This is a genomic window from Sphingobium rhizovicinum, from assembly GCF_042647625.1.
GTDB classification, from domain to species: Bacteria; Pseudomonadota; Alphaproteobacteria; order Sphingomonadales; family Sphingomonadaceae; genus Sphingobium; species Sphingobium rhizovicinum.
On record NZ_JBHRVU010000004.1, the window covers coordinates 226,708 to 249,363 of the forward strand.

24 protein-coding genes and 1 pseudogene are annotated in these 22,656 nt (G+C 63.0%); 11 read left to right on the forward strand and 14 right to left on the reverse strand.

What is annotated here, in order from left to right:
• Positions 1-2: 2 nt before the first annotated feature.
• The 6 genes from ACFOKF_RS02410 to ACFOKF_RS02435 are packed head-to-tail and all read right to left on the reverse strand — an operon-like array spanning position 3 to position 4,406.
• Complete coding sequence (locus ACFOKF_RS02410) at positions 3-788, reverse strand: sulfite exporter TauE/SafE family protein (protein WP_010338383.1); 786 nt, start codon at positions 786-788, stop codon at positions 3-5.
• Positions 789-791: 3 nt separating this feature from the next.
• The gene (locus tag ACFOKF_RS02415) at positions 792-2,375 is read right to left on the reverse strand and encodes a bifunctional protein tyrosine phosphatase family protein/NAD(P)/FAD-dependent oxidoreductase (protein ID WP_029547838.1); all 1,584 of its coding nucleotides are present in this window, start codon (positions 2,373-2,375) and stop codon (positions 792-794) included.
• Between the two features lie 37 nt (positions 2,376-2,412).
• Positions 2,413-2,823: a DUF6691 family protein gene (locus ACFOKF_RS02420; protein ID WP_010338385.1), complete on the reverse strand. Its 411-nt coding sequence runs from the start codon at positions 2,821-2,823 to the stop codon at positions 2,413-2,415.
• Positions 2,820-3,026: a YgaP family membrane protein gene (locus ACFOKF_RS02425; RefSeq protein ID WP_010338386.1), complete on the reverse strand. Its 207-nt coding sequence runs from the start codon at positions 3,024-3,026 to the stop codon at positions 2,820-2,822. Before ACFOKF_RS02425 ends, ACFOKF_RS02420 begins: the two co-directional genes overlap by 4 nt.
• A gap of 16 nt (positions 3,027-3,042) precedes the next feature.
• On the reverse strand, positions 3,043-3,492 hold the full coding sequence (locus ACFOKF_RS02430; protein ID WP_010338387.1) for a YeeE/YedE family protein: 450 nt from the start codon (positions 3,490-3,492) through the stop codon (positions 3,043-3,045).
• Complete coding sequence (locus ACFOKF_RS02435; RefSeq protein ID WP_010338389.1) at positions 3,489-4,406, reverse strand: MBL fold metallo-hydrolase; 918 nt, start codon at positions 4,404-4,406, stop codon at positions 3,489-3,491. The genes ACFOKF_RS02430 and ACFOKF_RS02435 overlap by 4 nt, the downstream gene beginning before the upstream one ends.
• A gap of 87 nt (positions 4,407-4,493) precedes the next feature.
• Here ACFOKF_RS02435 and ACFOKF_RS02440 point away from each other — a divergent pair, with 87 nt between their 5' ends.
• Positions 4,494-5,117, forward strand: coding sequence for a peroxiredoxin (locus ACFOKF_RS02440; protein WP_010338390.1), 624 nt, complete (start codon positions 4,494-4,496; stop codon positions 5,115-5,117).
• Complete coding sequence (locus tag ACFOKF_RS02445; RefSeq protein WP_010338391.1) at positions 5,114-5,506, forward strand: ArsR/SmtB family transcription factor; 393 nt, start codon at positions 5,114-5,116, stop codon at positions 5,504-5,506. Before ACFOKF_RS02440 ends, ACFOKF_RS02445 begins: the two co-directional genes overlap by 4 nt.
• Before the next feature lie 120 nt (positions 5,507-5,626).
• Here ACFOKF_RS02445 and ACFOKF_RS02450 read toward each other — a convergent pair whose 3' ends face one another.
• Positions 5,627-6,319, reverse strand: a complete 693-nt coding sequence (locus ACFOKF_RS02450; protein ID WP_010338392.1) for a VIT1/CCC1 transporter family protein — start codon at positions 6,317-6,319, stop codon at positions 5,627-5,629.
• Positions 6,320-6,524: 205 nt separating this feature from the next.
• Here ACFOKF_RS02450 and ACFOKF_RS02455 point away from each other — a divergent pair, with 205 nt between their 5' ends.
• From ACFOKF_RS02455 to ACFOKF_RS02485, 7 genes are all read left to right on the forward strand, one after another.
• Positions 6,525-7,205, forward strand: a complete 681-nt coding sequence (locus tag ACFOKF_RS02455) for a response regulator (protein WP_010338393.1) — start codon at positions 6,525-6,527, stop codon at positions 7,203-7,205.
• Complete coding sequence (locus tag ACFOKF_RS02460) at positions 7,199-8,212, forward strand: sensor histidine kinase (protein ID WP_010338394.1); 1,014 nt, start codon at positions 7,199-7,201, stop codon at positions 8,210-8,212. The genes ACFOKF_RS02455 and ACFOKF_RS02460 overlap by 7 nt, the downstream gene beginning before the upstream one ends.
• A gap of 48 nt (positions 8,213-8,260) precedes the next feature.
• The gene (locus ACFOKF_RS02465; protein ID WP_036530305.1) at positions 8,261-9,370 is read left to right on the forward strand and encodes an efflux RND transporter periplasmic adaptor subunit; all 1,110 of its coding nucleotides are present in this window, start codon (positions 8,261-8,263) and stop codon (positions 9,368-9,370) included.
• A gap of 9 nt (positions 9,371-9,379) precedes the next feature.
• Positions 9,380-12,469, forward strand: a complete 3,090-nt coding sequence (locus tag ACFOKF_RS02470) for an efflux RND transporter permease subunit (RefSeq protein ID WP_036530303.1) — start codon at positions 9,380-9,382, stop codon at positions 12,467-12,469.
• Positions 12,462-12,761, forward strand: coding sequence for a DUF3240 family protein (locus ACFOKF_RS02475; RefSeq protein ID WP_010338397.1), 300 nt, complete (start codon positions 12,462-12,464; stop codon positions 12,759-12,761). The genes ACFOKF_RS02470 and ACFOKF_RS02475 overlap by 8 nt, the downstream gene beginning before the upstream one ends.
• Entirely contained in the window at positions 12,758-14,023 is a 1,266-nt protein-coding gene (locus tag ACFOKF_RS02480; protein WP_010338398.1) for a TolC family protein, read from the forward strand. Before ACFOKF_RS02475 ends, ACFOKF_RS02480 begins: the two co-directional genes overlap by 4 nt.
• A 65-nt stretch (positions 14,024-14,088) precedes the next feature.
• Entirely contained in the window at positions 14,089-14,754 is a 666-nt protein-coding gene (locus ACFOKF_RS02485; RefSeq protein WP_036530300.1) for a cytochrome b/b6 domain-containing protein, read from the forward strand.
• Between the two features lie 70 nt (positions 14,755-14,824).
• Here ACFOKF_RS02485 and arsH read toward each other — a convergent pair whose 3' ends face one another.
• Together arsH and ACFOKF_RS02495 are read right to left on the reverse strand one after the other, a co-directional pair.
• On the reverse strand, positions 14,825-15,565 hold the full coding sequence (arsH, locus tag ACFOKF_RS02490) for an arsenical resistance protein ArsH (protein WP_036530299.1): 741 nt from the start codon (positions 15,563-15,565) through the stop codon (positions 14,825-14,827).
• Positions 15,562-15,996, reverse strand: a complete 435-nt coding sequence (locus ACFOKF_RS02495; protein ID WP_010338401.1) for a GNAT family N-acetyltransferase — start codon at positions 15,994-15,996, stop codon at positions 15,562-15,564. Before ACFOKF_RS02495 ends, arsH begins: the two co-directional genes overlap by 4 nt.
• Before the next feature lie 36 nt (positions 15,997-16,032).
• Here ACFOKF_RS02495 and ACFOKF_RS02500 point away from each other — a divergent pair, with 36 nt between their 5' ends.
• Positions 16,033-16,179 carry a hypothetical protein gene (locus ACFOKF_RS02500; protein WP_155276474.1) on the forward strand — a complete coding sequence of 49 codons (147 nt, stop codon included), beginning with the start codon at positions 16,033-16,035 and terminating at the stop codon, positions 16,177-16,179.
• 93 nt (positions 16,180-16,272) lie between these two features.
• On the opposite strand, the gene ACFOKF_RS02505 is transcribed toward ACFOKF_RS02500, so the two are convergent.
• Positions 16,273-16,677, reverse strand: a complete 405-nt coding sequence (locus ACFOKF_RS02505; RefSeq protein ID WP_036530295.1) for a hypothetical protein — start codon at positions 16,675-16,677, stop codon at positions 16,273-16,275.
• A gap of 545 nt (positions 16,678-17,222) precedes the next feature.
• Here ACFOKF_RS02505 and ACFOKF_RS02510 point away from each other — a divergent pair.
• Positions 17,223-18,500, forward strand: a pseudogene (locus tag ACFOKF_RS02510) (YifB family Mg chelatase-like AAA ATPase); the annotation flags it as partial.
• On the opposite strand, the gene ACFOKF_RS02515 reads toward ACFOKF_RS02510, so the two are convergent.
• Genes ACFOKF_RS02515 through ACFOKF_RS02530 form a run of 4 tightly spaced genes read right to left on the reverse strand, consistent with a single transcriptional unit; the run spans position 18,497 to position 22,653 of the window.
• Positions 18,497-19,309, reverse strand: coding sequence for a 3'(2'),5'-bisphosphate nucleotidase CysQ (locus tag ACFOKF_RS02515; protein WP_380792816.1), 813 nt, complete (start codon positions 19,307-19,309; stop codon positions 18,497-18,499). The pseudogene ACFOKF_RS02510 and the gene ACFOKF_RS02515 overlap by 4 nt on opposite strands.
• Positions 19,296-20,642, reverse strand: coding sequence for a TldD/PmbA family protein (locus ACFOKF_RS02520; protein WP_380792818.1), 1,347 nt, complete (start codon positions 20,640-20,642; stop codon positions 19,296-19,298). Before ACFOKF_RS02520 ends, ACFOKF_RS02515 begins: the two co-directional genes overlap by 14 nt.
• Positions 20,643-20,681: 39 nt before the next feature.
• Positions 20,682-21,605, reverse strand: coding sequence for an NAD(+) diphosphatase (nudC, locus tag ACFOKF_RS02525; RefSeq protein ID WP_380792820.1), 924 nt, complete (start codon positions 21,603-21,605; stop codon positions 20,682-20,684).
• Entirely contained in the window at positions 21,592-22,653 is a 1,062-nt protein-coding gene (locus ACFOKF_RS02530; RefSeq protein WP_380792822.1) for an A/G-specific adenine glycosylase, read from the reverse strand. The genes nudC and ACFOKF_RS02530 overlap by 14 nt, the downstream gene beginning before the upstream one ends.
• Between the last annotated feature and the right edge of the window lie 3 nt (positions 22,654-22,656).

The following is a 22,656-nucleotide window of genomic DNA, read 5'->3' on the forward strand; positions in this document are numbered from 1 at the left end:
GTTCAGCTGGCGAGTTCGGACCAGCTCTTGAATAGCATGTAGATGGCAACGACGAGCACGAAGACTGCGAAGAGGCTGTTCAACCGGCCCTTTTCGGCGGCCAGTACCTGCGATGCACGCGTGCCGATGACGCTCCCGACAATGCCGCCCACGATGAACACGCCGGCCAGACCCCAAAGGACGTAGCCCGAAAGCGCATAGTTGAGCGCTGTCGTCAGACCGAAGGCCGCGACCGCGACGAGCGAGGTGCCGATCGCGCGCAGGATGGGCATGTGGGTCGAGGCGATCAGCCCCGGCACAATGAGGAAACCGCCGCCGATCCCGAAGAAGCCGGAAAAGGCGCCGGTCCCGAGACCATAGCTGACAACCTTGCCGACATTCTCCCGATTGCATTGCGCGCCCTCGACGCCCTGGTCGCCGCGACCGCGAAACATCAAGACTGCCACAACGATCATCAGGATCGCGAACAGGAACAGCAGCTTGTGCCCATCGATGCTCTTGCCAAGCGTTGAACCGCCGAGCGCACCGACGACGCCGGCAGCAGCATAGATCCCCCCGCACCGCCAGTTCACGGTGCGGGCATGGGCATGGTTCCAGAGGCCAGTAAGCGCATTGGCCGCGACGGCCAATGCACTGGTGCCGATCGCCTCATGCGGATTGCGGACGCCTACGAGATAGAGCAGCAGCGGCACGGCGAGGATCGACCCGCCGCCCCCGACAAGCCCGAGGACAAAGCCCACCAGCGCGCCTGACAGTCCGCCGAGGGCATATTGAAGCGGCTCAAGCATGGCTCAGTGCGCCGCTTCGATCGCGTGCGGCGCGACCATCCATTCCCGGCCCTTGAGCATGCCATGCCAGTAAACCGGCGGCAGGATGGTGTCCTTGAGGAGCCAGGACAGGCGCGAGGGCCGCGTTCCGTCGATCAGCCAATTGGGAAAGCTGGGCAGCAATTTGCCGCCATAGCCGAACTCGGCGAGCACGATCTTGCCAGCCTCGACCGTTAGCGGACAGGAGCCATAGCCGTCATAGTCAGCGGTCGGCGGCTTGCCCTCGAGCACGGCAAGTACATTGACCGCGACAACCGGCGCCTGCTTGCGCGCCGCAGCGGCGGTCTTGGCATTCGAGGCGGAGCAGGCGTCGCCCAATGCAAATACATTAGGATAGCGCACATGTCGAAGCGTCGCCTCGTTGACTTCGATGAAGCCGGAGGCTGCTGCGAGGGAACTGGTGCGCACGAAATCCGGCGCGACCTGTGGCGGCACGACGTGAATCATGTCGAAGCGCTCTTCGACGCGTCCGGTGCCGTCGCTATCCTTGCGTTCGAAAGTCGCCACTTTTGCGGCGCCATCGATCGCGACGAGCTTCGATTCGAAGTTGAGGTGCGCGCCATAGCGCTCGACATATTCCATCAGTGCCGGGACATAGGCGGCAACGCCGAACAGCACCGCGCCGGCGGTGTGGAACTGGACGTCGATGTCTTTCAGGACGCCTGCCTTTTCCCAGCGATGACAGGAAAGGTACATCGCTTTTTGCGGCGCGCCGGCACACTTGATCGGCATTGCGGGCTGGGTGAACAGCGCCCGTCCGCCCTTGAATTGCTTCACCAGTCTGTTGGTGTAGGGCGCAAGATCATAGCCATAGTTGGACGTCACGCCGTTCTTGCCGATCGTATCGGCCAAGCCCGGAATAGCGTTCCAATCCAATTTGATACCCGGACAGGCAACGAGAACACGGTAGCGGACTTCGCCGCCATCACTGAGGATCACCTTGTTTTCGTCGGGGGCAAAATCCGAGGCTGCTGCGCGGATCCAGTTCACTCGGCTCGGCATGACCTGCGCTTCAGTGCGTCGTGTGAACTCTCTCTCGAAGACACCGGCGCCGACCATAGTCCAACCGGGCTGATAATAATGCTCCTCAGATGGCTCGATAACTGCAATATCGAGCTTCGGATTGCGCTTTAGAAGGCTTGCTGCCGTCGCAATCCCCGCTGCACCGCCGCCGACAATCACGACATCGTGAATATGGACTACAGGGGCCGATTGGCTCCGAGAGGAGGAGAGGTCATACAACTTCGTCGACCTCGCGCCGGAGCGGCAAAAGGCGAGAATCGGCCTAGGAAGGCGCGCTAGCGCACTTGCCATGGCCTCAACATTCGCATCGGTAATCGCCCCCGAGACTGCGGGCGCATGCGCGAACTCTAAGCCCAGTCGTTCGGCAGCTTCACGAAGCTCCGTAGCGGCAATCTGACCCTTCTCCTCGTTATCAGGTCGATTGCAGATGATCGCCTTGTAACCTTGGGCGGCGATTGCCGGAAGGTCGGCGAGATCAATCTGCGGGGAGATTGCAAAGTCCCGATTGAGCGGCTTGATGTCCATGGCTTCTCCTCGATCCCGCTCTGAAGCGGGCCTCTTTTCATTTTGTAATGATGCGGTGCGCGGTCATGCCGGCGAGCATGGCGGCGACGAAAATTCCGGCTTCAATTGGTGCGATGGCAAGGTCGGCGAGTGCGGGGCCGGGACATAGTCCCCCGATCGCCCAACCGATCCCGAACAATGACGCTCCGCCAAGCAACTTGGCATCCAGCAAGCTTGTACCGGGCAAGTCGAACGCCTCGCAGACGATCGGTCGCGGCATCCGCTTCTGGACCAACCAGGCGATCGCCATCGGCACCATCGCACCGACCATCACGAAGGCAAGCGTGGGATCCCAGGCCCCGAACAGATCGAGGAAGGCGCGCACCCGCGCGGGGTCAGCCATGCCGGATATGGTGAGCCCAGCTCCGAACAAGGTGCCCGCTAGCAACGAGATGGCAGGGACCTTCACTTCCCAGTGCCGCAGGTTGAAAGGCCGAGCGGGCGGTAGAGCGGACAGAAGCTGACCGCGCTTGTCAGAAGGAATATAACTGCGACGATCGCCAAGCCGACACCGAGGTCCCCGCTGATCGTTCCGGTCCACCAGAGATAACCGATCGCCAAGGCTGCGATGGTGCGCAGCATCCGATCGACCGTTCCCATATTCCTCTTCATGTCCGGTGTCCTCCGACTATCCGTTGATGAAACCGAAAGCGCGCATCAGCCCAACGGTGGCGAAGCCGCTGACCATGAAGGTCAGCGTTGCGACCATCGACCGGCGCGAAAGTCGGGAGAGACCGCAGACCCCGTGACCGCTCGTGCAGCCTGAACCAAGGCGCGTGCCGAAACCTACGAGCAGTCCGGCAATGACCAGTTGCAGGACTGATCCTGTAAAAAGCGGTCTGATACTGCTGGAAGACAGTATGACGAGGAGCGCACCAAGCGGCAGTCCGGCGATGAACGCGAGCGCTATGGCGCGCGGTGTGCCCGTATCGGAAATTCCCGACGCGCGGGCCAACATACCGCTTACACCAGCGATGCGACCAAGTCCGAGCAGCATGATCGCTGCCGCAAGCCCGATCAGCAGGCCGCCAACCAACCCCGCGACGGGGGTGGCATTGGGGAAGCCGGGCAGCATCATACTGCGTTGACCGGAATCTTGAGGTACGTGACGCCATTGTCCTCGGCAGGCGGGAAATGACCGGCGCGCATGTTCACCTGGACAGAAGGCAGAATGAGGCGCGGCATCGCGAGCGTCTTGTCGCGGGCCTCGCGCATCGCGACAAATTCGTCTTCGCTTACCCCGTCATGGATATGGACGTTGGCTTGGCGCTCGGCCTCTACGGTCGTTTCCCAGACATAGTCCTTGCGCCCTTCCGGAAGATAATCGTGGCACATGAACAGCCGCGTTTCCGGCGGGAGCGACAGAAGCCGCATCGCAGATTGATAGAGGGTTCGGGCATCGCCACCGGGAAAATCAGCACGTGCCGTGCCGTAGTCGGGCATGAACATGGTATCGCCGACAAAGACGGCGTCGCCGATCACATAGGCGATACAGGCCGGCGTGTGCCCCGGCACATGCAGCACGGTTACATCAAGATTGCCGATCCGGAAGTGATCACCGTCTTTCCACAAATGATCGAAGTCGGAACCGTTGCGCTCGAAATCGGTGCCCGCGTTGAAAAGCTTACCAAATGCCTGCTGCACCGTGATGATTTGCTCGCCGATGGCGATTTGCCCGCCCAACTTCTCCTTCAGATATGGCGCAGCTGACAGGTGATCCGCGTGAGCGTGCGTCTCCAGGTGCCAGTCGATAGCAAGCCCCTTCTCCTCGACAAAAGCGACAAGCGCGTTTGCCGAGGAGAAGGAGGTGCGACCCGAGGCGGGGTCATAGTCCAGCACGCTGTCGATGATCGCAGCGTGGCGGCTCTCGGGATCATGAACAACATAGGTCACCGTGAAGGTCGGCTCGTCAAAGAACGCCTTGATCTGGGGGGTGTCCGTTTGAGCGGCTGAGATCTGCGATGAGGCGGCTGCAAGAGCGGAGTCGGCCACGGAAAACCTCACAAATTCACATTTACATATATCGTGTAATCGAATAATCTTGTTGCGTCAAGAGGGAGGAGCGTCGAAGGAGACGTCATGGAAATGGCCCAAAGAATTGAATCTCGCTCACCGCGCATTGGAGAGCCCGCGCCAGACTTTCGCGCCCGTTCGACCGGGGGCGAAATTCAGCTTTCAAAGTTGCGTGGACGATGGGTGATCTTTTTTTCCCATCCCGCTGACTTCACGCCAGTTTGCAGCACCGAATTCGCTGAACTCGCCCGTCGGCAGTCGGAATTTGATGCCCTTGAAACGTCGCTGTTGGGACTGTCAGTCGACAGCCTTTACTCGCACATGGCGTGGGTCAGAGCGATCCGAGAGACGCTCGGAGCGGATGTCCGCTTCCCGATAATCGAGGATCCGAGCATGGCGATTGGGCATGCCTATGGCATGGTTGACGAGCAATCTGCTGACAGCATGGCTATGCGTTCGACATTCTTCATCGATCCCGAAGGGGTCATAAGGGCGATCACATGCTACCCCCATAATGTTGGGCGATCGGTCGATGAGATGCTGCGGTTGCTTAAAGCACTGCAAGTGGTGGGCAGTGCCCAGAAACTTGCGCCTGAAGGATGGCGGGAAGGACAGCCTTTGCTCTGCCCACCATCTGACATCGCAGAAGATCGCCAGGACTGGTTTTGCCGCTTTGCGGACGCGCTATGAACGAGGCATTTTACGAGGACCGCGAAGCTGCGACCGTCGCGTCCGAAAAGCTCAAGGTCTTTGCGCAACCACAGCGCCTCATGATCCTCTCTTGCCTGTTACGCGGGGAGCGCAACGTATCGGAGATCGGCGAAGCGACAGACATTGTCCAACCAGCACTCAGCCAGCAGCTAGGGGAGTTACGCCGGGCCAATCTCGTTCAAACGAGAAAGGAGGCCAAACTCGTTTGGTACGCGCTTGCTGACGAGGGGGTCGCTTTGTGCGTCCGAACAATGGAAGCGATTTTCGGAGGCCTGGGTAAGGTCGAAGAAATCCGGCCGTCTGCCAAACCGGAGCGTCGTCCATCATTACCTGAAGGGGTGGCCGGATTTGCTCAAGTGCTTGATTAAGATATTTACGCGCTGTTTGCCTCGTTTGGCTTTGTAGCGAGTGCTGCGGTGGTCGCTGCAAGCGACACGCTCTTAACGTCGTAGAAGAAGTTTCATGTGCGCAGCTTTTGGGCCTTTGTCCTAAATTGCTTTCCCGACCAAGCTGCCAATGCCAGCGGTCAAACCCATGGCCAACGCCCCCCAGAACACCACACGACCGACAGGTTTGAGCGGGTTTGCACCGCCAGCGGCAGCTCCCACCCATCCCAGGAGCGCCAGGAACAGGAGCGATCCCAGCGCTTCGCCTGTTACGGTGAGCGACGCCGGCAGCAAAGCCGCAAGGATGAGAGGCAGCAGGGCTCCGGCCGTGAACGTCGAGGCAGACGTCAATGCCGCTGTGATCGGGCGTGCGGCAGTCATCTCGGTGATGTGGAGTTCTTCGCGAGCATGAGCACCCAGTGCATCATGCTCCATGAGTTGTTTCGCAACCTCATGCGAGGTCTTTTCGTCGACCCCTCGCTGAACATAGAAACCAGCCAACTCTGCCAATTCCGCATCGGGATTGTCAGCGATTTCCTGCTGCTCCCGGCGCAAGTCCGCCGCTTCGGTGTCAGACTGAGAGCTTACCGACACATATTCGCCCGCCGCCATCGACATCGCGCCGGCCACCAGACCCGCTATACCAGATATCAACATGGAAGAACGGGAGGCACCGGACGCAGCGACGCCGATCATCAGGCTAGCCGTGGATACGATGCCGTCGTTGGCGCCTAGCACCGCGGCACGAAGCCATCCGATACGAGAGACGAGATGGGTTTCCCGGTGGCTGCGCATCGTAATCCCCTTTGAAGCCAAGCCATTTCTTTGACCCGCATTATAGCCTGTTCGCTATCTCGTGCCAGTCCGGCAAGCTCGATCCGCACAAATTTGGAGGCGCGACGCCGTATCGGATCACAAGCGTCAGAAGAAATTCATATGGTCAGGACGATGTCAGATCGGTTCGGTAATATGCCGGGTAAAACCATCGCCGGATGAGAGCATGCGCATTCTGATCATTGAAGACAATCGCCACCTGGCAGATCTGACGGCGGAGGGCCTTACGCGTCGGAAATTCGTATGCGATTGTGCCTATTCGGCAGCGGAGGCGGATCTGGCTCTTGGGTCGGCTCAGTATGATGCACTCATCCTCGATCTGGGCTTGCCCGATGGTGACGGCGTACATTGGATCAAGAAGAGGCGTGACGCGGGCCTTGCGGTGCCGGTCCTGATGCTGACAGCCCGCAGTTCGCTCCAGCAGCGGGTCGATGGACTGGACGGCGGCGCTGACGACTATGTCGTCAAACCGGTAGAGGCGGATGAGCTGGCAGCGAGGATTCGGGCACTACTTCGCCGTCCGGGAGCTCGGGCAGCGCCCGTGTTGGAGGTGGGCAGCCTATCCTATGACACGAGCGCTCATCGCGCGCGGTATCAGGGTAAGGCCATCGATCTGTCACCTCGCGAGACCAGCCTGCTTGAGTTACTCATGCGGGAGGCTGGTGCAGTCGTTCGTCGATCTCGTATCGAAAATGCACTGTATAGTTTTCGAGACGAGATATCCCCTAATGCAGTGGATGCCGCAATCTCGCGGCTGCGTCGTCGACTTGAGGAATGCGGAGCTCGCAACATGCTCCATACGATCAAGGGGCTAGGCTACTTGCTAGAAGACCGGGAACCGTGCTGAAGCGACTTTCGGTTGGCCATCGGCTCATCGGTGGCCTGCTGCTGGTTGGCGCCATCGGTACGGTGTCGCTGATCTACGCTGTCCTCTCGGAATATGGCATACCGTTTAGCGCCTTGCTCGATCCGACCATGCGCGACGCGGCATCGACGGAACTGTTCGATCATGTTCTCATCCCACTGGTGGTGCTGATCCTGCCAATGGGCCTTGCAACCACATGGGTCATCAGAACGGCGTTCGAGCCCCTGAGCAAAGCGGCGCGTCATATCGAAACCGCACCGACCGAACGCGGGATGCAGATCGATGAAGCCGATATGCCTGCTGAAGCGAAACCGTTCGTGCGATCCATCAACAACCTGCTTCACCGACTCGACACCTCAGCTCAGCAACAGGCGGATTTTGCGTCTGACGTCGCCCACGAATTGCGGACGCCGTTGGCCATTTTGTCTCTAGAGCTTGATCGACGCGAGGGATCGGATGGAGATCCTCTGAAGGCGCAGGTCAGCGCCATGCGCCGTCTTGTGGATCAGCTCCTGCTACTGGCGCAGATCGACGCGGACGCCACCATGCCCATGACGCCTGAGCCACTCGATCTCGAGACATTGGCTGAAGACAGTGTCTCGTCCCTGGCAGCGACCGTCATCGCGCAAGGACGCGAGATCGCGATAGAGTCCGAAGGCCAGGTGCCAAAGATATACGGCCACAGGGAAGCGATCGGGGCGGGAATCCGAAACCTTATTGAAAATGCCGTCCGCGCGACGCCCATGGGTGGCACCGTGACGATCATATCCGGGCCCGGAGCGATCATCAGGGTGCGCGACCAAGGCGCCGGCCTCAGCGAAGAGAAGCTGGCGCAACTCATCCGCCGCCATCAGCGAGCAGACCATGCCAGCCCCCATGGCGCGGGTCTCGGCCTCTCCATAACCCATCGGATTATGAGCGCACATAACGGTCATATTCGAACGAGCGAGACCTTGAGAGAACTCATCCTGGATTTCCGCCTGCAGTAATTTCCCATCGTCAAGACGCCGTCAGGTTGAACCCGATATCGCGGCGAAATGGAAAACGGACGCAAATATCTGGTGGGCGGCGCCATTGTAGCCGTCGCAGTCGCGGGCTTGGGCTGGACTATGTTTCCTCGCTCGGAAACCGTCTCGGCGGGAACGCAGGTCAAGACCGAGAAAGCTGCCGGCATGCTTGCCGTGCTGCCGGACAGGGCGAGATTGCTCGGCATCAAGGCCTCTCCGGCATTGCCTGCATCAGAAGCGCCGATCGCCGATCTCCCCGCCACGATCAGTCCGCCCGCTAACGCGCGTGTAGCGGTGACCGCGACACTTCCGGGTGTGGTGATGCGCACCATGGTTGTGGAAGGCGACAGCGTACAGGCCGGGCAACCACTGGCCGTGGTTTCGAGCCGTGACATTCTGACGCTGGGCGCCGATCTCGCGCGTGCAAATGCACGGTTGGGTGTCGCGCAGACGAGTGCCGCCAGGCTGTCCCAACTGGACAAGGAAGGGGTGATTGCCGGAGCGCGAGCCGACGAAGCCCGCGCAGTGGCCATGGAGGCGCGTGCGGACGTTCGCGAGAAAAGCCGCATTCTCAGCCTTGTCGGCGGGCATGGGAGCAGCGGCACCTACACGCTGACAGCTCCGATCGCGGGCAGAATTACGCGTGCCAAGATCCAGACAGGCGACCCGTTGGACGGGACGACTGCTCCCTATGTGATCGATGCGAATGGCCGTTACGAAGTCGTCGCGCAGGTTCCCGAGCGGCTTGTTGGACAGATCAGACCCGGCATGACGGTCAAACTCGGCGCGCTTTCTGGCACCGTCACATCTGTCGGCAGCACCATCGACGCGATGACGCGATCTGCCTCGCTGAAGGCGAGCCTTCCCGCCGCTCCAGGGGTCATCGCAGGCGCCACGGGCAATGTCACGATATTCGGGCCTGCACCGAAAGGCGCAGTCGTCCTGCCTGCCGCGGCCGTAGTGGATACTGACGGCAAGTCGGTGGTCTTCGTGGCGGTCCGGGGCGGTTATGTTCAGCGCAGGGTGACAAAGGGCGGCGCGGTGGATGGCCAGGTCCTTCTCCTGACCGGCGTCAGCGTCGGTGAGAACGTCGTCACTACGGGCACAAGCGCGCTCAAAGCGCTCGCCATCTCGAAATAGGTCGGGCCCATGCTTCAGTCACTCGTCGCGAAGGCTCTGTCCTATCGCCTGCTCGTCGTAGCGCTTGCGCTGGCTGTCGCCGGCCTCGGCGCATGGGCCTTCGTTCAGCTACCCGTGGATGCTTATCCCAATATAGCGCAGACGCAGGTCAAGATCATTCTCAAGGCTCCCGGCATGACGCCGGAAGAGGTCGAAAGCCGCGTCATTGCCCCGATCGAGATGGAGATGCTGGGCATTCCCCGGCAGTCTATCCTGCGTTCGTCCGCCAAATATGCGATTGCCGATATCACCATCGACTTCACCGATGGCACAGATATCTACTGGGCGCGTCAGCAGGTGGCGGAGCGCCTGTCCGGAGTGATGGCGGATTTGCCGGCGAGCGTGTCGGGTGGCCTGGCGCCGATTTCCACGCCTCTGTCCGATATCTTCATGTTCACGATCGAGGGGCCGCTCAGCCTCCAGCAAAGGCGAGAGCTTCTCGACTGGACCATCCGTCCCGCGCTGCGGACGGTGCCCGGTGTCGCCGACGTCAACGCACTTGGTGGATATGTCCGTACCTTCGAGGTCCGGCCCGATCCTCTCGCCTTGGCCGGAGCCCATCTATCCGTTGCCGACATCAAGACGGCCATCGACGGTGGCAATCGCAACGACGGAGCCGGCCGCCTCGTCACTGGCGAAGAATCCCTGATCGTTCGGGCTGTCGGCGCGATCCGATCCGTGGCCGATCTCCAGTCGCTGGTCATAACGAGCCGTGACGGGCGCATCGTCCGCCTGGGGGATGTGGCGAGTGTCGGGACGGGCAGCCTGACGCGCTATGGCGCGGTATCCAAGAACGGCAAGGCAGAGGCGGTCGAGGGCCTTGTGATCGCTCTTCGCGGTGCCGATGCACGGCAGGTTGTGACCGGCGTCAAAGACCGTCTGGCCGAGGTCGAGCGTGGCCTGCCAGCCGGAACGCACATCGCGGTCTTCTACGATCGGTCCGATCTGATCGGCCGAGCGGTTGGAACGGTTGAGGAGGCGTTGCTGGAAGCGACCGTCCTGGTCGTAATCCTTCTGATCGTTTTCCTCGGTGACTGGCGAGCCGCCGCGATCGTGGCGGTCACACTGCCGATGGCCGCGCTGGTGACGTTCCTGTTCATGAGCATGGCCGGGTTGTCCGCGAATCTCATGAGCCTCGGTGGACTGGCCATTGCTATTGGCATGCTTGTGGATGGTGCGGTCGTTGTGGTGGAGAACGTCGTAGAGCGTCTGTCGCACCAACAGGATGACTCCCATCCGCGCCTTCACCAGGTCTTCCGCGCAACCAGCGACGTGACGGTGCCGGTATCGGCGGGCATCATCATCATCGCGCTTGTGTTCCTTCCTCTGCTCTCGCTGCAGGGGCTGGAAGGCAAGCTGTTCGCGCCGGTTGCCCTCACCATTGTCTTCGCCCTGGCAGGATCGCTCCTGCTCGCGCTGACGCTCGTTCCCGTTCTTGCCTCGTTCGGCTTGAAAAGCGGACATCATGGGGACCCATGGGTGATGCGCTGGCTAACGCCTCGCTACCGTGCGCTTCTGAATGGCGCGTTTGCGCGCAAGCGCCTGGTCTACGGCCTCTCGGCTCTCGGACTGGTCCTCGCCGGATTGGCCTATGGAGCAGTGGGCAAAACCTTCATGCCGACGATGGATGAAGGGTCAGTCATCGTGCAGCTGACGAAGCTGCCCTCCATCAGCCTGGCCCAGTCCGTCGAGGGCGACAAGGCGGTCGAGCGCGCGTTGATGGGTGTCCCCGAGGTGCAGGAAGTCATCGCGCGGGTTGGTGCTGACGAAATCGGGCTTGATCCGATGGGACCTAATGAGACCGACACCTTCGTCCGTCTGAAGCCGCAGTCCGAGTGGCGCGGCAGCAAGGAGTTCGTCCTGGAGCAGATCCGCAAGGCCGTCGACGGCCTGCCTGGCATCCAGCCCAGTTTCACCCAGCCGATCGAAATGCGTGTCTCGGAAATGCTGACCGGCGCCCGGGGCGACCTGGCTGTCAAGATTTTCGGACCGGATTCGGCGGTCCTCGCGGATCTTGCAGGTCGCGTGCAGCATGAGTTGGGCCAGGTGCGCGGCGCGACGGAAGTGTTGACGGTCGCGAACGACAGCGTGGACTACCTGCAGCTCGACATCGACCGAGCAGCCGCAGGCCGGTTTGGCATGCCGATCGATCAGTTACAGGACACCTTGCGCGCACAGGTGGAAGGCGTTCGGTCCGGTATCGTCGCCGAAGGTCAGAAGCGGATCCCGATCGTCATCCGCGGTGACGAAAGCATCCGCAATGATGCGACCCGGTTTGAAGACCTGCAGATCATGACGCCGGGTGGAACGCTCGCCCGGGTCAGCGACATGGCGCAGGTGAAGCATACGCAGGGTCCGGTGAAGCTCGACCATGAGAATGGTTCCCGCTTCGCTCTGGTCCAGGCCTTCGTCTCTGGTCGTGATCTGGTGGGCTATGTGGACGAGGCGAAGGCCGCAGTCGCGAGCAAGGTGCCGCTCCCGCCCGGCTATCGCATCGTGTGGGGTGGCCAGTTCGAAAATCAGCAGCGTGCATCGGCTCGGCTCATGATGGTCATTCCCGTCGCGCTGCTCCTTATCTTCTTCGTCCTGCTCGCCACCTTGCGTTCGCTGCGGGCCGCCACGCTGATCCTGGTCAACATTCCCTTCGCCATGGTCGGCGGCCTGATCTCGCTCTGGGCATCGGGAGAGTATCTGTCAGTGCCTGCTTCCGTCGGCTTCATTGCTCTGCTTGGCATCGCGGTGCTGAACGGCTTGGTGCTGGTCTCCTATTTCCGCCAACTCCGTCAGGAGGGGCAGAGCATGACGCAGACGGTGCGCCTGGGTGCCGAGCGACGCCTCCGCCCCGTCCTAATGACCGCGAGTATTACCGCTTTCGGCCTGGTCCCCCTGCTGTTCGCGACCGGTCCGGGATCCGAAATACAGCGCCCGCTTGCCATTGTGGTCATCGGCGGGCTGGTCACGTCCACGTTGCTCACTCTGGTACTTCTCCCGATCCTTTTCGAAAGGTTCGGAGAGGGCCGCGGCGAGCAGGATTTCGAAGAGGTGCTGGCCAATGGCTGAGCTTCTGCTGGTCCTCCACTGTTCCCCTCCGGATGCGGGAACTCTGGTGGAGGCTATTCGAACCGTTGCGTCCGCGCCGATCCATCGCCGTGAGGAAGCCGTTCTCGGTCGCGACTTCAGCGACGCCGGAACGCATGAGCAGGTAAGAGGAGTCCTCCATCGGATCGCATTCGAGCTCGTCGTCGAGGATTCCATGATCCCCGCCATAATCGCTGCGGTTGCCTCATCGCGCCGCAAACAACCTGTGCGCTGGCACTCCTTGCCGATCATCGAGCGCGGGAGGATTTCATGAAGAAGCTGACTGCCCTCTTGCCGCTATCCATCTCGATAGCGACTGCGCTCGCAACTGCCGCGCACGCGCAAGCGACTGGTCTTCAATGGTCCTTGCCGCCTGAGGAGCAGGTGGTGAAGGCGCTTGACGGTCATCCGACCGTCGAGGCAGCGGGCAAGCGCGTCGGCGCTGCATCGGCGGCGAGCGATATGCTCCGCGTTGGCCCTCACGAGGTCCAGCTCACCGGAAGCTACATCAATCGCGACGTGCGGCTGGAGCGGAATTATACGGAGTTCGACGGCACGGTCAGCCGATCTTTTCGCTTGCCCGGGAAGGCTGCCCTGGATCGCGAGGCAGGCCAGCTTGGTGTCGAAGTCGCGCAAAACCGGATGGAAGATACGCGCCATCAGGCGGCCTTGTATCTGTCGCAGCTCTGGTACGACTGGCTGACGGCAAGCGAGCTCAACCGCACGGATCAATCGAACGTCGCATTACTCGAACGCGGTCTCGCTGCCGTGAAGAGGCGAGTGCAGTTACGCGATGCATCGATGCTTGACACCGACCAGGCCCAGGCGGCGCTCGATCAGGCCAAGGGTGTCGCGGCAGCCAGCCTGGCTGATATGAAACAGGCGCGAGCGCTGCTGCAATCGAACTTCCCCGATCTGGCCCTGCCGTCGGACGCACCATCCTTGGCTGATCCAGTCCTGCCTTCTCAGGACCTGACTGCACTTCATGATCTGGTGATCCAGCGCAGTCATGAAATTGGGGCTGCTGATCGCGAAGCTCTGCGTCTTGAAGTCGTCGCACGGCGGGCGAAGGCTGATCGCTTGCCGGACCCACAGCTGGGCGTCCGGGCCTTTAGCGAGCGTTCTGGCATTGAACGCGGTGTCGGTGTCGTCTTCTCGATCCCATTGGGAGGACGATACCGGAAATTCCAGCAGGATCAGGCGGAAGCCAATGCCTCCGCTGCCTCTATGGATCTCGCGCAAGCGCGCCGGATGGTGCTGGCGATGGCCGATACTGATATGGCGAACGCCTCTGGCCGCTACGTCGCTTGGCAGCGGCTTCAGGGTGCTGCCAGAAGTTCGCTCGACGCCGCCACACGGACGGAGCGCGGGTACGAAGGGGGCATTATCGACCTGTCCGATCTGCTCTATTCCCGACGGCAAGCACATGATGCGGACCGGCTGGCCATAGACGCGCGCAGCTCTGCGACACGAGCTATCGTGAAATTACTCATCGATTCTCATACGATATGGCAAGGTAACGAGAAGGAGCCATGAGGGCGTAGGTTGGCAATCGCTGTAGAGAATGAAGTCATCTTCCCATTCACGCGGAGGAATCTGAAATGCAGAGTTCAAAACCTGGAATCCCAGTCCGGCCCCTAAAAGACTCAGCCCGAGCAAAGGCGAAATGGGACCCCGTTGTTAAGGTGACCCATTGGTCAATCGTTCTTGCTGTCATCGGGAATGCAATTTTCACGGAAGAGGGTTCGGGGCCGCACGTCTGGGTGGGATACGCCCTCGCAACCGTTTTGGCGTTTAGACTGCTCTGGGGTTTCGTTGGACCCAAAGAGGCACGGTTCACAGCGTTCCCACCGAGTCCGCGTAAAGCGCTTGCCCATATCCCGGAGATTAGAGCCGGACACAATGAAATCCATCCATCGCACAATCCGTTAGGTGCATTGATGGTCTACGCTATTTGGGGAACGCTTAGCATCATCATAGCGACCGGCATTGGCATGGCTGGTCTGCCCTCCACGAAATGGATTAGCGAGGCTCCGTCCCACGCCGTTGGTCGGGGCACAGATGACAGGGACAGCGTCTTACTCAAAGGTTCTGAGCGGAAAGAGATAGGCGATGACGCAGAGGACGAGCCCTTGAAGGAAGTGCACGAGTCAGCGGTAAATTTGCTGTACGTTCTGATTGCCCTCCACCTTGCCGGAGTTGTTTTCGAAACGAGGAGGAGTGGGAAGTATATCCTTACAGCGATGCTTCCCGGCCGAGCACAATAGGATGGAGGTGATGCTGCAACGTGGCGATGGCGGCTCGGCTTTCCGATTAGTCGATGATTGAAGTGCTGGCCTACAGAACGGCTTGGACCGCAAGATCGGTGGCAGCTTCATGCTTTGCCTGTACAGCCTTCCGTTCGGAATAGCGGTTGACGAGCTGGCCGGCGTGCGGGCGGGTCAGGATCGTGAACCGCACCAGTTCCTCCATCACGTCGACGATGCGGTCATAATAGCTCGACGGCTTCATGCGGCCGGCCTCGTCGAATTCCTTGAACGCCATCGCCACGCTCGACTGGTTGGGGATCGTGATCATGCGCATCCAGCGGCCAAGCAGGCGCAGCGTGTTGACCGCGTTGAACGACTGCGAGCCGCCCGACACCTGCATGACCGCGAGCGTGCGACCCTGGGTCGGCCGCATGCCGCCGAACTCCAGCGGCGGATGGTCGATCTGCGCCTTCATGATGCCGGTGATCTGGCCGTGCCGCTCGGGGCTGCACCAAACCATGCCTTCGGACCAGAGCGCGTGCTGGCGCAGCTCATGGACCGCCGGATGATCGTCACCCTTCACCTGATCTGGGAGCGGCAGGTCGCTGGGATCGAATATCCGCACCTCCGCGCCGAAGAGGATCAGCAGTCGTGCCGCTTCCTCAGCCGCGAGCCGGCTGAACGAGCGTTCGCGCAGCGACCCGTACAGCAGCAGGATGCGAGGCGGCGGCTGATCGTCGCCCATGCCGGCGGCGGGCCGGGTGATCGCGATGCCGCGATCGAGTGCTGGCAGATGGTCGGCGTCGGGTACGTCACGAAGGCGCGTCATCCAAGATCCTTGACGAGATAGGTCGCGCGCGGACCGCACAGCGACGTGAACTGCGCGGTCGCTGCGATGAAGGCCGGCGCGGCGTCGCGATCGGCATCGGTGTAACCAAGCCTGCGAAAGAACTCCCCGGTGCCGCTGGTCAGGAGGTGCAGCCGCTCGACCGCGCCATCAGCAACGCCTTCAAGGCGTTCGACCAGCATCCGGCCATATCCTTTGCCGCGCCGGGTCGGCAGCACGACCAGCGAGCGGAGCAGCCGGTCGGTGCCGCTACCTTCCAGGCCGATGAACCCGATCAGCTCTTCATCGTCGGACAGGCTGAAGAACATCTGGTCGGGACCGCCGAGATCGTCGGTCGGGAGCTGCGCGGCGCCGAGCGCGAGCCGCAGGACATCATCGGCGTGGCGAGCCTCCGAGAAATATACCTGCGTCATGCCGCCGCTCCCGCTTCATACCAGGGACGGGTCCGCTTGACGATCGCCCAGCCACAAATGGAACTGGCGCAGGAGGATGCGACTTCGCGCAGTCATGCGAAGTGGCGAACCCGGCAAAACCAGGCAGCGATTATCATGATGGTAATCCTCGGCAGGCCTGGCAGCCGCAAGAGCGCGCATTGAGCCAAGCCAAATCGGACGCAGGTGCATGACAGCGAAGGAGGCGGACGCGATACACGCACCCGTCCCCTCAGCCCCTCATGCGACGACGAACGATCAGATTGCCGGAAGCCCCCTCAGGGGTGGACGCAGATAGGGTGGCGCTGTCGAAGCTCGCAGCACCAGAGGGCGCGTGCCGAGCGCCAGCACGAACAGAATCGCAGCCGCCAACAGAATTGGGTCCGCAGCAGCGAGGGACGGCGCCGACAAGCCTGAGAAGGCGCAAGGCTGTTCTGCCTTGCCCTGATGACCGTCGCTACCGGATTTCCCATGTTCAAGGCCGGGGATCGTAATGACCATCGTCATCGGCCCGGTACCCGAGCAAATGCTGACCACGATCCGCCCGTTCGAAACGGTTGGCATGAACCCCGCCGGCATGACGATCTTCATCATCAGCGCGAGTACAAGCACCGCGCAGGCAAGGGGCCGATTGGCAAGGACAAGATTGCGAAGTCGATGCACCGATTGCGCTCTTAGCTACGAGACGCGCTTCTGTCATGTGCCATTGATGGTGAGACAATCTGCCCATTTTTAAGCGTTGGCCGCTTTTGGGGAACCCGGCCGTTCGCGTTCCCGCTCATAAAAGGCAATTTCTGGTCGACTGCCGACTTCACGTGAGCGTCAGCTATCCCCATCGCCCGGCTCCAATCCGGACATTCGCCTAACGGGCGTTCAAAACGTTCGCCTCGCGACCGTGCTAAAGCACTGCTAGACGTTGCGCTGTTCCAGATCTCTACCGGATCGGCAACTGCGCTGTTTCGTCGCCGGCTCAAAACACAAGAATGTTGCGACTGCCCAACTGCCCCTCAAGTGTGACCGGGCCCACTGCTTGGCAGCAGTGGGTCCGGGCGCCATGCCGGAATCGTACCACCATCAGCAGGGGCTGCGCTGCGCTAAGCCGATGGCTACGCGCAGCCCCTGCTGTCCGCACGAACTATTCCACCTCACTATCGGCATCTCGTCCTGAAACCTCACTTTCATACGGTTCTGTGCAATAGGGTAAAAGAAGTCATTTCGACCTGCCGATCGCGCTGGCGCTGCTGGGCGCGATGGGCGTGATCGATGCAGAGACGCTGGCCGGCTATGTGGTGGTCGGCGAACTGGGGCTGGACGGGCGGACCGCGCCGTCGCCCGGCGTGCTGCTGGCGGCGCTCCATGCCGGCAGTCAGGAAAAGGGGCTGGTCTGCCCGGTGGCCCAAGGTGCAGAAGCCGCCTGGGCCGGCGAGGTGGAGGTGGTCGCCGCGCCGGACCTGCTCAGCCTGCTCAACCATTTCAAGGGCACCTCCGCTTTGTCCCCGCCACAGCCCGGCGTCGTGGATGCGCCAATGCGGACAGCGGACCTGAAACAGGTGAAGGGGCAGGAAGTCGCCAAGCGCGCGCTGGAGATTGCGGCGGCCGGCGGGCATAATTTGCTGATGGTCGGGCCGCCGGGTGCGGGCAAATCGCTGATGGCGAGCTGCCTGCCGGGGATATTGCCCGACATGACGCCGGCCGAAGCGCTGGAAAGTTCGATGGTGGCGAGCGTCGCCGGCACGCTGGAGGGCGGACGGATCAGCCGCGCCCGCCCGTTCCGCAATCCGCATCACAGCGCGTCGATGGCGGCTTTAGTCGGCGGGGGCCTCAAGGCGCGGCCGGGTGAGGTCAGCATGGCGCATCTGGGCGTGCTGTTTCTGGATGAACTGCCCGAATTTCAGCGCACCGTGCTCGATTCGCTGCGCCAGCCGCTGGAGACGGGCGAGGTGACAGTGGCGCGGGCCAATGCGCATGTCACTTTCCCGGCCAGAGTGCAGTTGATCGCGGCGATGAACCCGTGCCGGTGCGGGCACCTCAGCGATCCGGCGCTGGCCTGTTCGCGCGCGCCGCGTTGCGCCGCGGACTATCAGGCCAAAGTTTCTGGACCGCTGCTCGATCGCATCGACCTGCATGTGGAGGTGCAGGCGGTGACGGCGGCCGATCTGGTGCTGCCGCCGCCGGCTGAGGGATCGACGGAGGTGGCTGCGCGGGTCGCGGCTGCGCGGGTGGTGCAGACGGCGCGCTATGCCGGCAGCAAGGTCAGGAGCAATGCCGAAGTCGATGGCGACGCGCTGGAGGATGTGGCCGGGCCGGATGAGGCGGGCCGGCAATTGCTGGCGCAGGCGGCGGCCGCGATGAAATTGTCGGCGCGGGGCTATACGCGGGTGCTGCGGGTGGCGCGGACGATTGCCGATCTGGCGGGAGCCGATCGGGTCGGCCGGGTGCATGTGGCGGAAGCGCTGAGTTACCGCCGCCGTCCGCCGGTCAATTAACCGCCGTTCGGGACGGATTGGCCCAGTAATTCGCGGGCGCGGGGGGACAGGCGGTCGACCGCCGCGCCATGGATGCCGGGCGCGGCGCAGAGCAGGCCGAAAGCCGTGGGCTGGGGCCGGTTGAACAGCAACGGATCGCCCAGCGCATCGGTGACGGTGGCGCCCGCCTCCTGACAAATGAGTGCTGCAGCCGCGACATCCCATTCATTGCCCCAGCGCACCGTGGCGACCAGATCGGCCTCATCAGCAGCGACCATCGCCATACGCAGCGCGATGCTGTTGGGCTTGTCCACCACCACCAGATCGCGATCGGCCTTGGGCAATTGATCGGCGGGTACGCGCGCGCCGGGCAGCATGGTGCGGGGGCCAGCCTGCAATGCACGGCCGTTGCGCGTCGCGCCCATGCCGGCTTGCGCCACCCAGAGTTCGTTACGCGCCGGGGCGGCCAATATGCCCAGCGAAACCGCACCGCGATCGACCAGCGCCACCGACACGGCCCAGCCCGGCCGGCCGCGCAGATAGTCGCGTGTGCCATCGATCGGGTCGACCACCCACACGCGCGGCACGCTCAGTCGATGGATCGTGTCTGCCGTCTCCTCCGACAGCCAGCCGGCCGCCGGATCGATCGCCGTCAGCCGTTCGCGCAACAGGGCGTCAACCGCCAGATCGGCCTCGCACACCGGATGGCCGGGCACCTTTTCCCACTGGCGCACGCGGGTTTCCCCGCCCGCCCACAGCGTCAGCGCATGATCAGCCGCATCCGCCACGGCCGACACAACGGCGCGGATAGAGGCGTCATCCCCCGGCAACGGTCATCCCGTCGATGCGCAGCGTCGGCACGTTCATGGCATAGCGGAACTGGAGGTCGTTGGCCGGCACCAGCGCCCTGAACATGTCCTTGAGGTTCCCGGCGATGGTTATTTCCGACACGGCATGCGCCACCGCGCCATTTTCGATCAGGAAGCCGGCCGCGCCCCGGCTATAGTCGCCGGTGACGCCGTTGACGCCCATGCCGATCAGTTCAGTGACATAGAGGCCGCGCTTTACGTCCGCCATCAGGTCGCCGGGCGAAATGCTGCCTGCTTCCATATGGACGTTGGTGACGCTGGCGCCGGGCGCGCCCGCGCCGCCGCGGCTGGCATGGCCGGTGGGTTCCAGGCCGAGCTGGCGGGCCGATGCGCTGTCCATCAGCCAGCCGGTCAGCACGCCCTTGTCGATCAGCGCGCGCCGTTCGACCGGCAGTCCTTCGCCGTCAAAGGGGCGCGACCGCAGGCCGCGCTGCAACAGCGGATCGTCGATGATGGTGACGCTGCTGTCGAAGATCGCCTCGCCCAGCAAGTCCAGCAGGAAGCTCGACCGGCGGGCGATCGCCGGGCCGACCATGCCGCCGATCAGATGGCCCATCATGCTGGAGCCGATGCGCGGATCGAAGATCACCGGCATCACCCCGCTTTCGACCTTCACCGGATTGAGGCGGGCGACGGCGCGCTGGCCGGCGCGAATGCCGATCGCTTCGGCGTCGTCCAGATCCTCCAGATGGCGGACGCTGTGGCTGGCATGATCGCGCTGCATGTCCGCGCCCGCGCCCGCCAGCACGCTGGCCCAGGTCGAATGGCTGGTCCCGGCATAGGCGCCGGCAAAGCCATGGCTGGTGGCCAGCGCCACCTGGCTGCGGCCGCTTGCTGCGCCGCCGCCTTCGCTGTTGGTGATGCCCGGCACGCTGCGCGCCGCTTCCTCCGCCAGCAACGCCCGTTCGCGCAGCACCGCGGGTTCCGGTTCATCCTCGTCCGTCAGGTCGAGCGAGGGCGGGCGCTTGCGCAGCAGCCGGTCTTCGGGGGCCAGGCCGGCATAGGGGTCTTCGGGCGCCTCGCGCGCCATGGCGATGCAGCGGTCGACCAGCGTGTCCAGCGTCGCCGGGTTCATGTCCGACGCGGAAATGCTGGCGGAACGCTGGCCCACGAACACGCGCAGGCCGATTTCCTCGCCCTCTGACCGCTCGACATCCTCCAGCGCGCCCAGCCGCACCGACACATTGGTCGACGCATTGCAGGCATAGATGGCGTCGGCCGCGTCCGCGCCCGCCTTGCGCGCGGCGCCGACCAGATCCTGCGCGCGCGACTGGGCTTCTTCTAGGCTGAGCATGGAGGGGAGATAGTCCTTATAGCGATAAAGAGAAGGGCCTTACGCGCTTGCGCCAGAGGGAACAAGCGTAGGACCGGCGACCGCCAGCCAGCGGTCGAGCAGATGCCAGGCCACGGCCATGGGCGGCGGCGCGGAGAAGGGCGCGTCAGGATCGCCGGCCAGCGCCGCGCGGACGCCATCGGCATCGCACCAGAAGGCGTCTTCAATCTCGGTCTGGTCCAGCGTCAGCGCATCATCCTCCGCCTGCCCGATGCAGGCGATCATCAGCGAAGAGGGGAAGGGCCAGGGCTGGCTCATCACATAGCGCACATCGCGCACCCGCACGCCCGCTTCCTCGAACAGTTCGCGCGCGACCGCTTCCTCGATCGTCTCGCCCGGCTCGACAAAGCCGGCCAGCGCCGAATAGCGGCCGGGCGCCCAGCTATGCTGACGCCCCACCAATATGCGCCCGCGATGTTCGGCCAGCATGATGACGACCGGATCGGTGCGCGGGAAATGTTCGGACCCGCAATTGCCGCATTTGCGGGCCCAGCCCGCCTTTGCCGGCGCCGTTGCCCCGCCGCAAACCGAACAGAAAGGGTGCCGGGCATGCCAGTGGACCAGGCTACGCGCCGCGCCATAGAGGGCGACTTCCTCCGCCGGCACCAGATCGGCGATGGCGCGGCTGCGCGGCGTGGGCACCAGATTGGGGCCAAGATCAGCGACCAGCCGGGCGAAGATCGGCCGATTGCCGGTGTCGATGCCCAGCAGCAGATGATCCTCCACCTGCGCATCGGCCGCCAGCGGCTCCAGCACCAGATGCCCGTCCGCCTCGACCGGATCCAGCCCGTCGAGCAGCAGCAGCCGGGCGGCGGGATCGACGAATGCGCTCGCCAGCAATGCCGGATTGGTGCGGATGTGGTCGACCCGGTCGATGGTGCCGCCGACAAAGCCCGGCAGCTTGCGCGTTTCAGTCCCGTGCATCCTTGTCCTTTCTCACCGCATCCGCCGCGCGCGCAAATAATGTCGGCAACCCGGCGTCCCCGATCCGTTCGACCGGCCACCATTCGCCTTCGCCCGGCGGCGTCGCATCCGACCCCACATGGGTATGATGGATCGTCAGCGCCAGCGAGAAATGGGTGAAGACGTGGGCGACTGGAATATCGATCATCATCCAGTCTGCATCGATTGGCGGCGTAGCGTCGGGCGCGGCGGTCCAGTCCGAACTGGGCAGCGCCCGCATCCCGCCCAGCAACCCCTTGTCCGGCCGGCGCACCAGCCAGACATGGCCGTCGCGTTCGATCCACCAGCCATGGCCCAGCCGATGGGGCTTCGCCTTCTTCGCCGCCTTGACCGGATAGGCGGCCGGATCGGCGGTCAGGACGGCGGCGCAATCGTCGCGCAGGGGGCAAATGCCGCAGGCAGGATTGCGCGGCGTGCAGATGGTTGCGCCCAGATCCATCATCGCCTGGGCAAAGTCGCCGGCGCGCGCATCAGGGGTGATCCGGTCGGCGGCTTCGCGAATCTGCGGCCGGGCGGCGGGCAGGGGCGTGGCGATGGCAAAGAGCCGGGCGACCACCCGTTCGACATTGGCGTCCACCACCACGGCGCGCCGGCCAAAGGCGATCGCGGCGACCGCAGCGGCGGTATAGGCGCCCACCCCCGGCAAGGCGCGCAGGCCATCCTCCGTATCGGGAAAATGCCCGCCATGATCGCGTACGACCGCCCGTGCGCAGGCCAGCAGATTGCGGGCGCGGGCATAATAGCCCAGCCCCGCCCAGGCGGCCATCAGATCGGCGTCTTCGCTCGCCGCAAGGTCCGCGACGCTTGGCCAGCGCTGGGTGAACTTCGCGAAATAGGGGCCGACCGCCGCCACCGTCGTCTGTTGCAGCATCACTTCGGACAGCCAGACCCGATAGGGATCGGCGGCATTGGCGCCTGGCGGCGCGCGCCAGGGCAGGCGGCGCGCATGGACGTCATAATGGGCAAGCAGGTCGCTCGCGATTTTTGTGTCTCTACCCTCGACGCGCATGGC

Excerpts from the sequence above, each read along its gene's own strand:
- ACFOKF_RS02410 (WP_010338383.1), bottom strand. The coding sequence starts at position 788 with ATGCTTGAGCCGCTTCAATATGCCCTCGGCGGACTGTCAGGCGCGCTG.
- ACFOKF_RS02415 (WP_029547838.1), bottom strand. The coding sequence starts at position 2,375 with ATGGACATCAAGCCGCTCAATCGGGACTTTGCAATCTCCCCGCAGATT.
- ACFOKF_RS02425 (WP_010338386.1), bottom strand. The coding sequence starts at position 3,026 with ATGAAGAGGAATATGGGAACGGTCGATCGGATGCTGCGCACCATCGCA.
- ACFOKF_RS02430 (WP_010338387.1), bottom strand. The coding sequence starts at position 3,492 with ATGATGCTGCCCGGCTTCCCCAATGCCACCCCCGTCGCGGGGTTGGTT.
- ACFOKF_RS02440 (WP_010338390.1), top strand. The coding sequence starts at position 4,494 with ATGGAAATGGCCCAAAGAATTGAATCTCGCTCACCGCGCATTGGAGAG.
- ACFOKF_RS02445 (WP_010338391.1), top strand. The coding sequence starts at position 5,114 with ATGAACGAGGCATTTTACGAGGACCGCGAAGCTGCGACCGTCGCGTCC.
- ACFOKF_RS02450 (WP_010338392.1), bottom strand. The coding sequence starts at position 6,319 with ATGCGCAGCCACCGGGAAACCCATCTCGTCTCTCGTATCGGATGGCTT.
- ACFOKF_RS02455 (WP_010338393.1), top strand. The coding sequence starts at position 6,525 with ATGCGCATTCTGATCATTGAAGACAATCGCCACCTGGCAGATCTGACG.
- ACFOKF_RS02465 (WP_036530305.1), top strand. The coding sequence starts at position 8,261 with ATGGAAAACGGACGCAAATATCTGGTGGGCGGCGCCATTGTAGCCGTC.
- ACFOKF_RS02470 (WP_036530303.1), top strand. The coding sequence starts at position 9,380 with ATGCTTCAGTCACTCGTCGCGAAGGCTCTGTCCTATCGCCTGCTCGTC.
- ACFOKF_RS02475 (WP_010338397.1), top strand. The coding sequence starts at position 12,462 with ATGGCTGAGCTTCTGCTGGTCCTCCACTGTTCCCCTCCGGATGCGGGA.
- ACFOKF_RS02480 (WP_010338398.1), top strand. The coding sequence starts at position 12,758 with ATGAAGAAGCTGACTGCCCTCTTGCCGCTATCCATCTCGATAGCGACT.
- ACFOKF_RS02485 (WP_036530300.1), top strand. The coding sequence starts at position 14,089 with ATGCAGAGTTCAAAACCTGGAATCCCAGTCCGGCCCCTAAAAGACTCA.
- arsH (WP_036530299.1), bottom strand. The coding sequence starts at position 15,565 with ATGACGCGCCTTCGTGACGTACCCGACGCCGACCATCTGCCAGCACTC.
- ACFOKF_RS02495 (WP_010338401.1), bottom strand. The coding sequence starts at position 15,996 with ATGACGCAGGTATATTTCTCGGAGGCTCGCCACGCCGATGATGTCCTG.
- ACFOKF_RS02520 (WP_380792818.1), bottom strand. The coding sequence starts at position 20,642 with ATGCTCAGCCTAGAAGAAGCCCAGTCGCGCGCGCAGGATCTGGTCGGC.
- nudC (WP_380792820.1), bottom strand. The coding sequence starts at position 21,605 with ATGCACGGGACTGAAACGCGCAAGCTGCCGGGCTTTGTCGGCGGCACC.
- ACFOKF_RS02530 (WP_380792822.1), bottom strand. The coding sequence starts at position 22,653 with ATGCGCGTCGAGGGTAGAGACACAAAAATCGCGAGCGACCTGCTTGCC.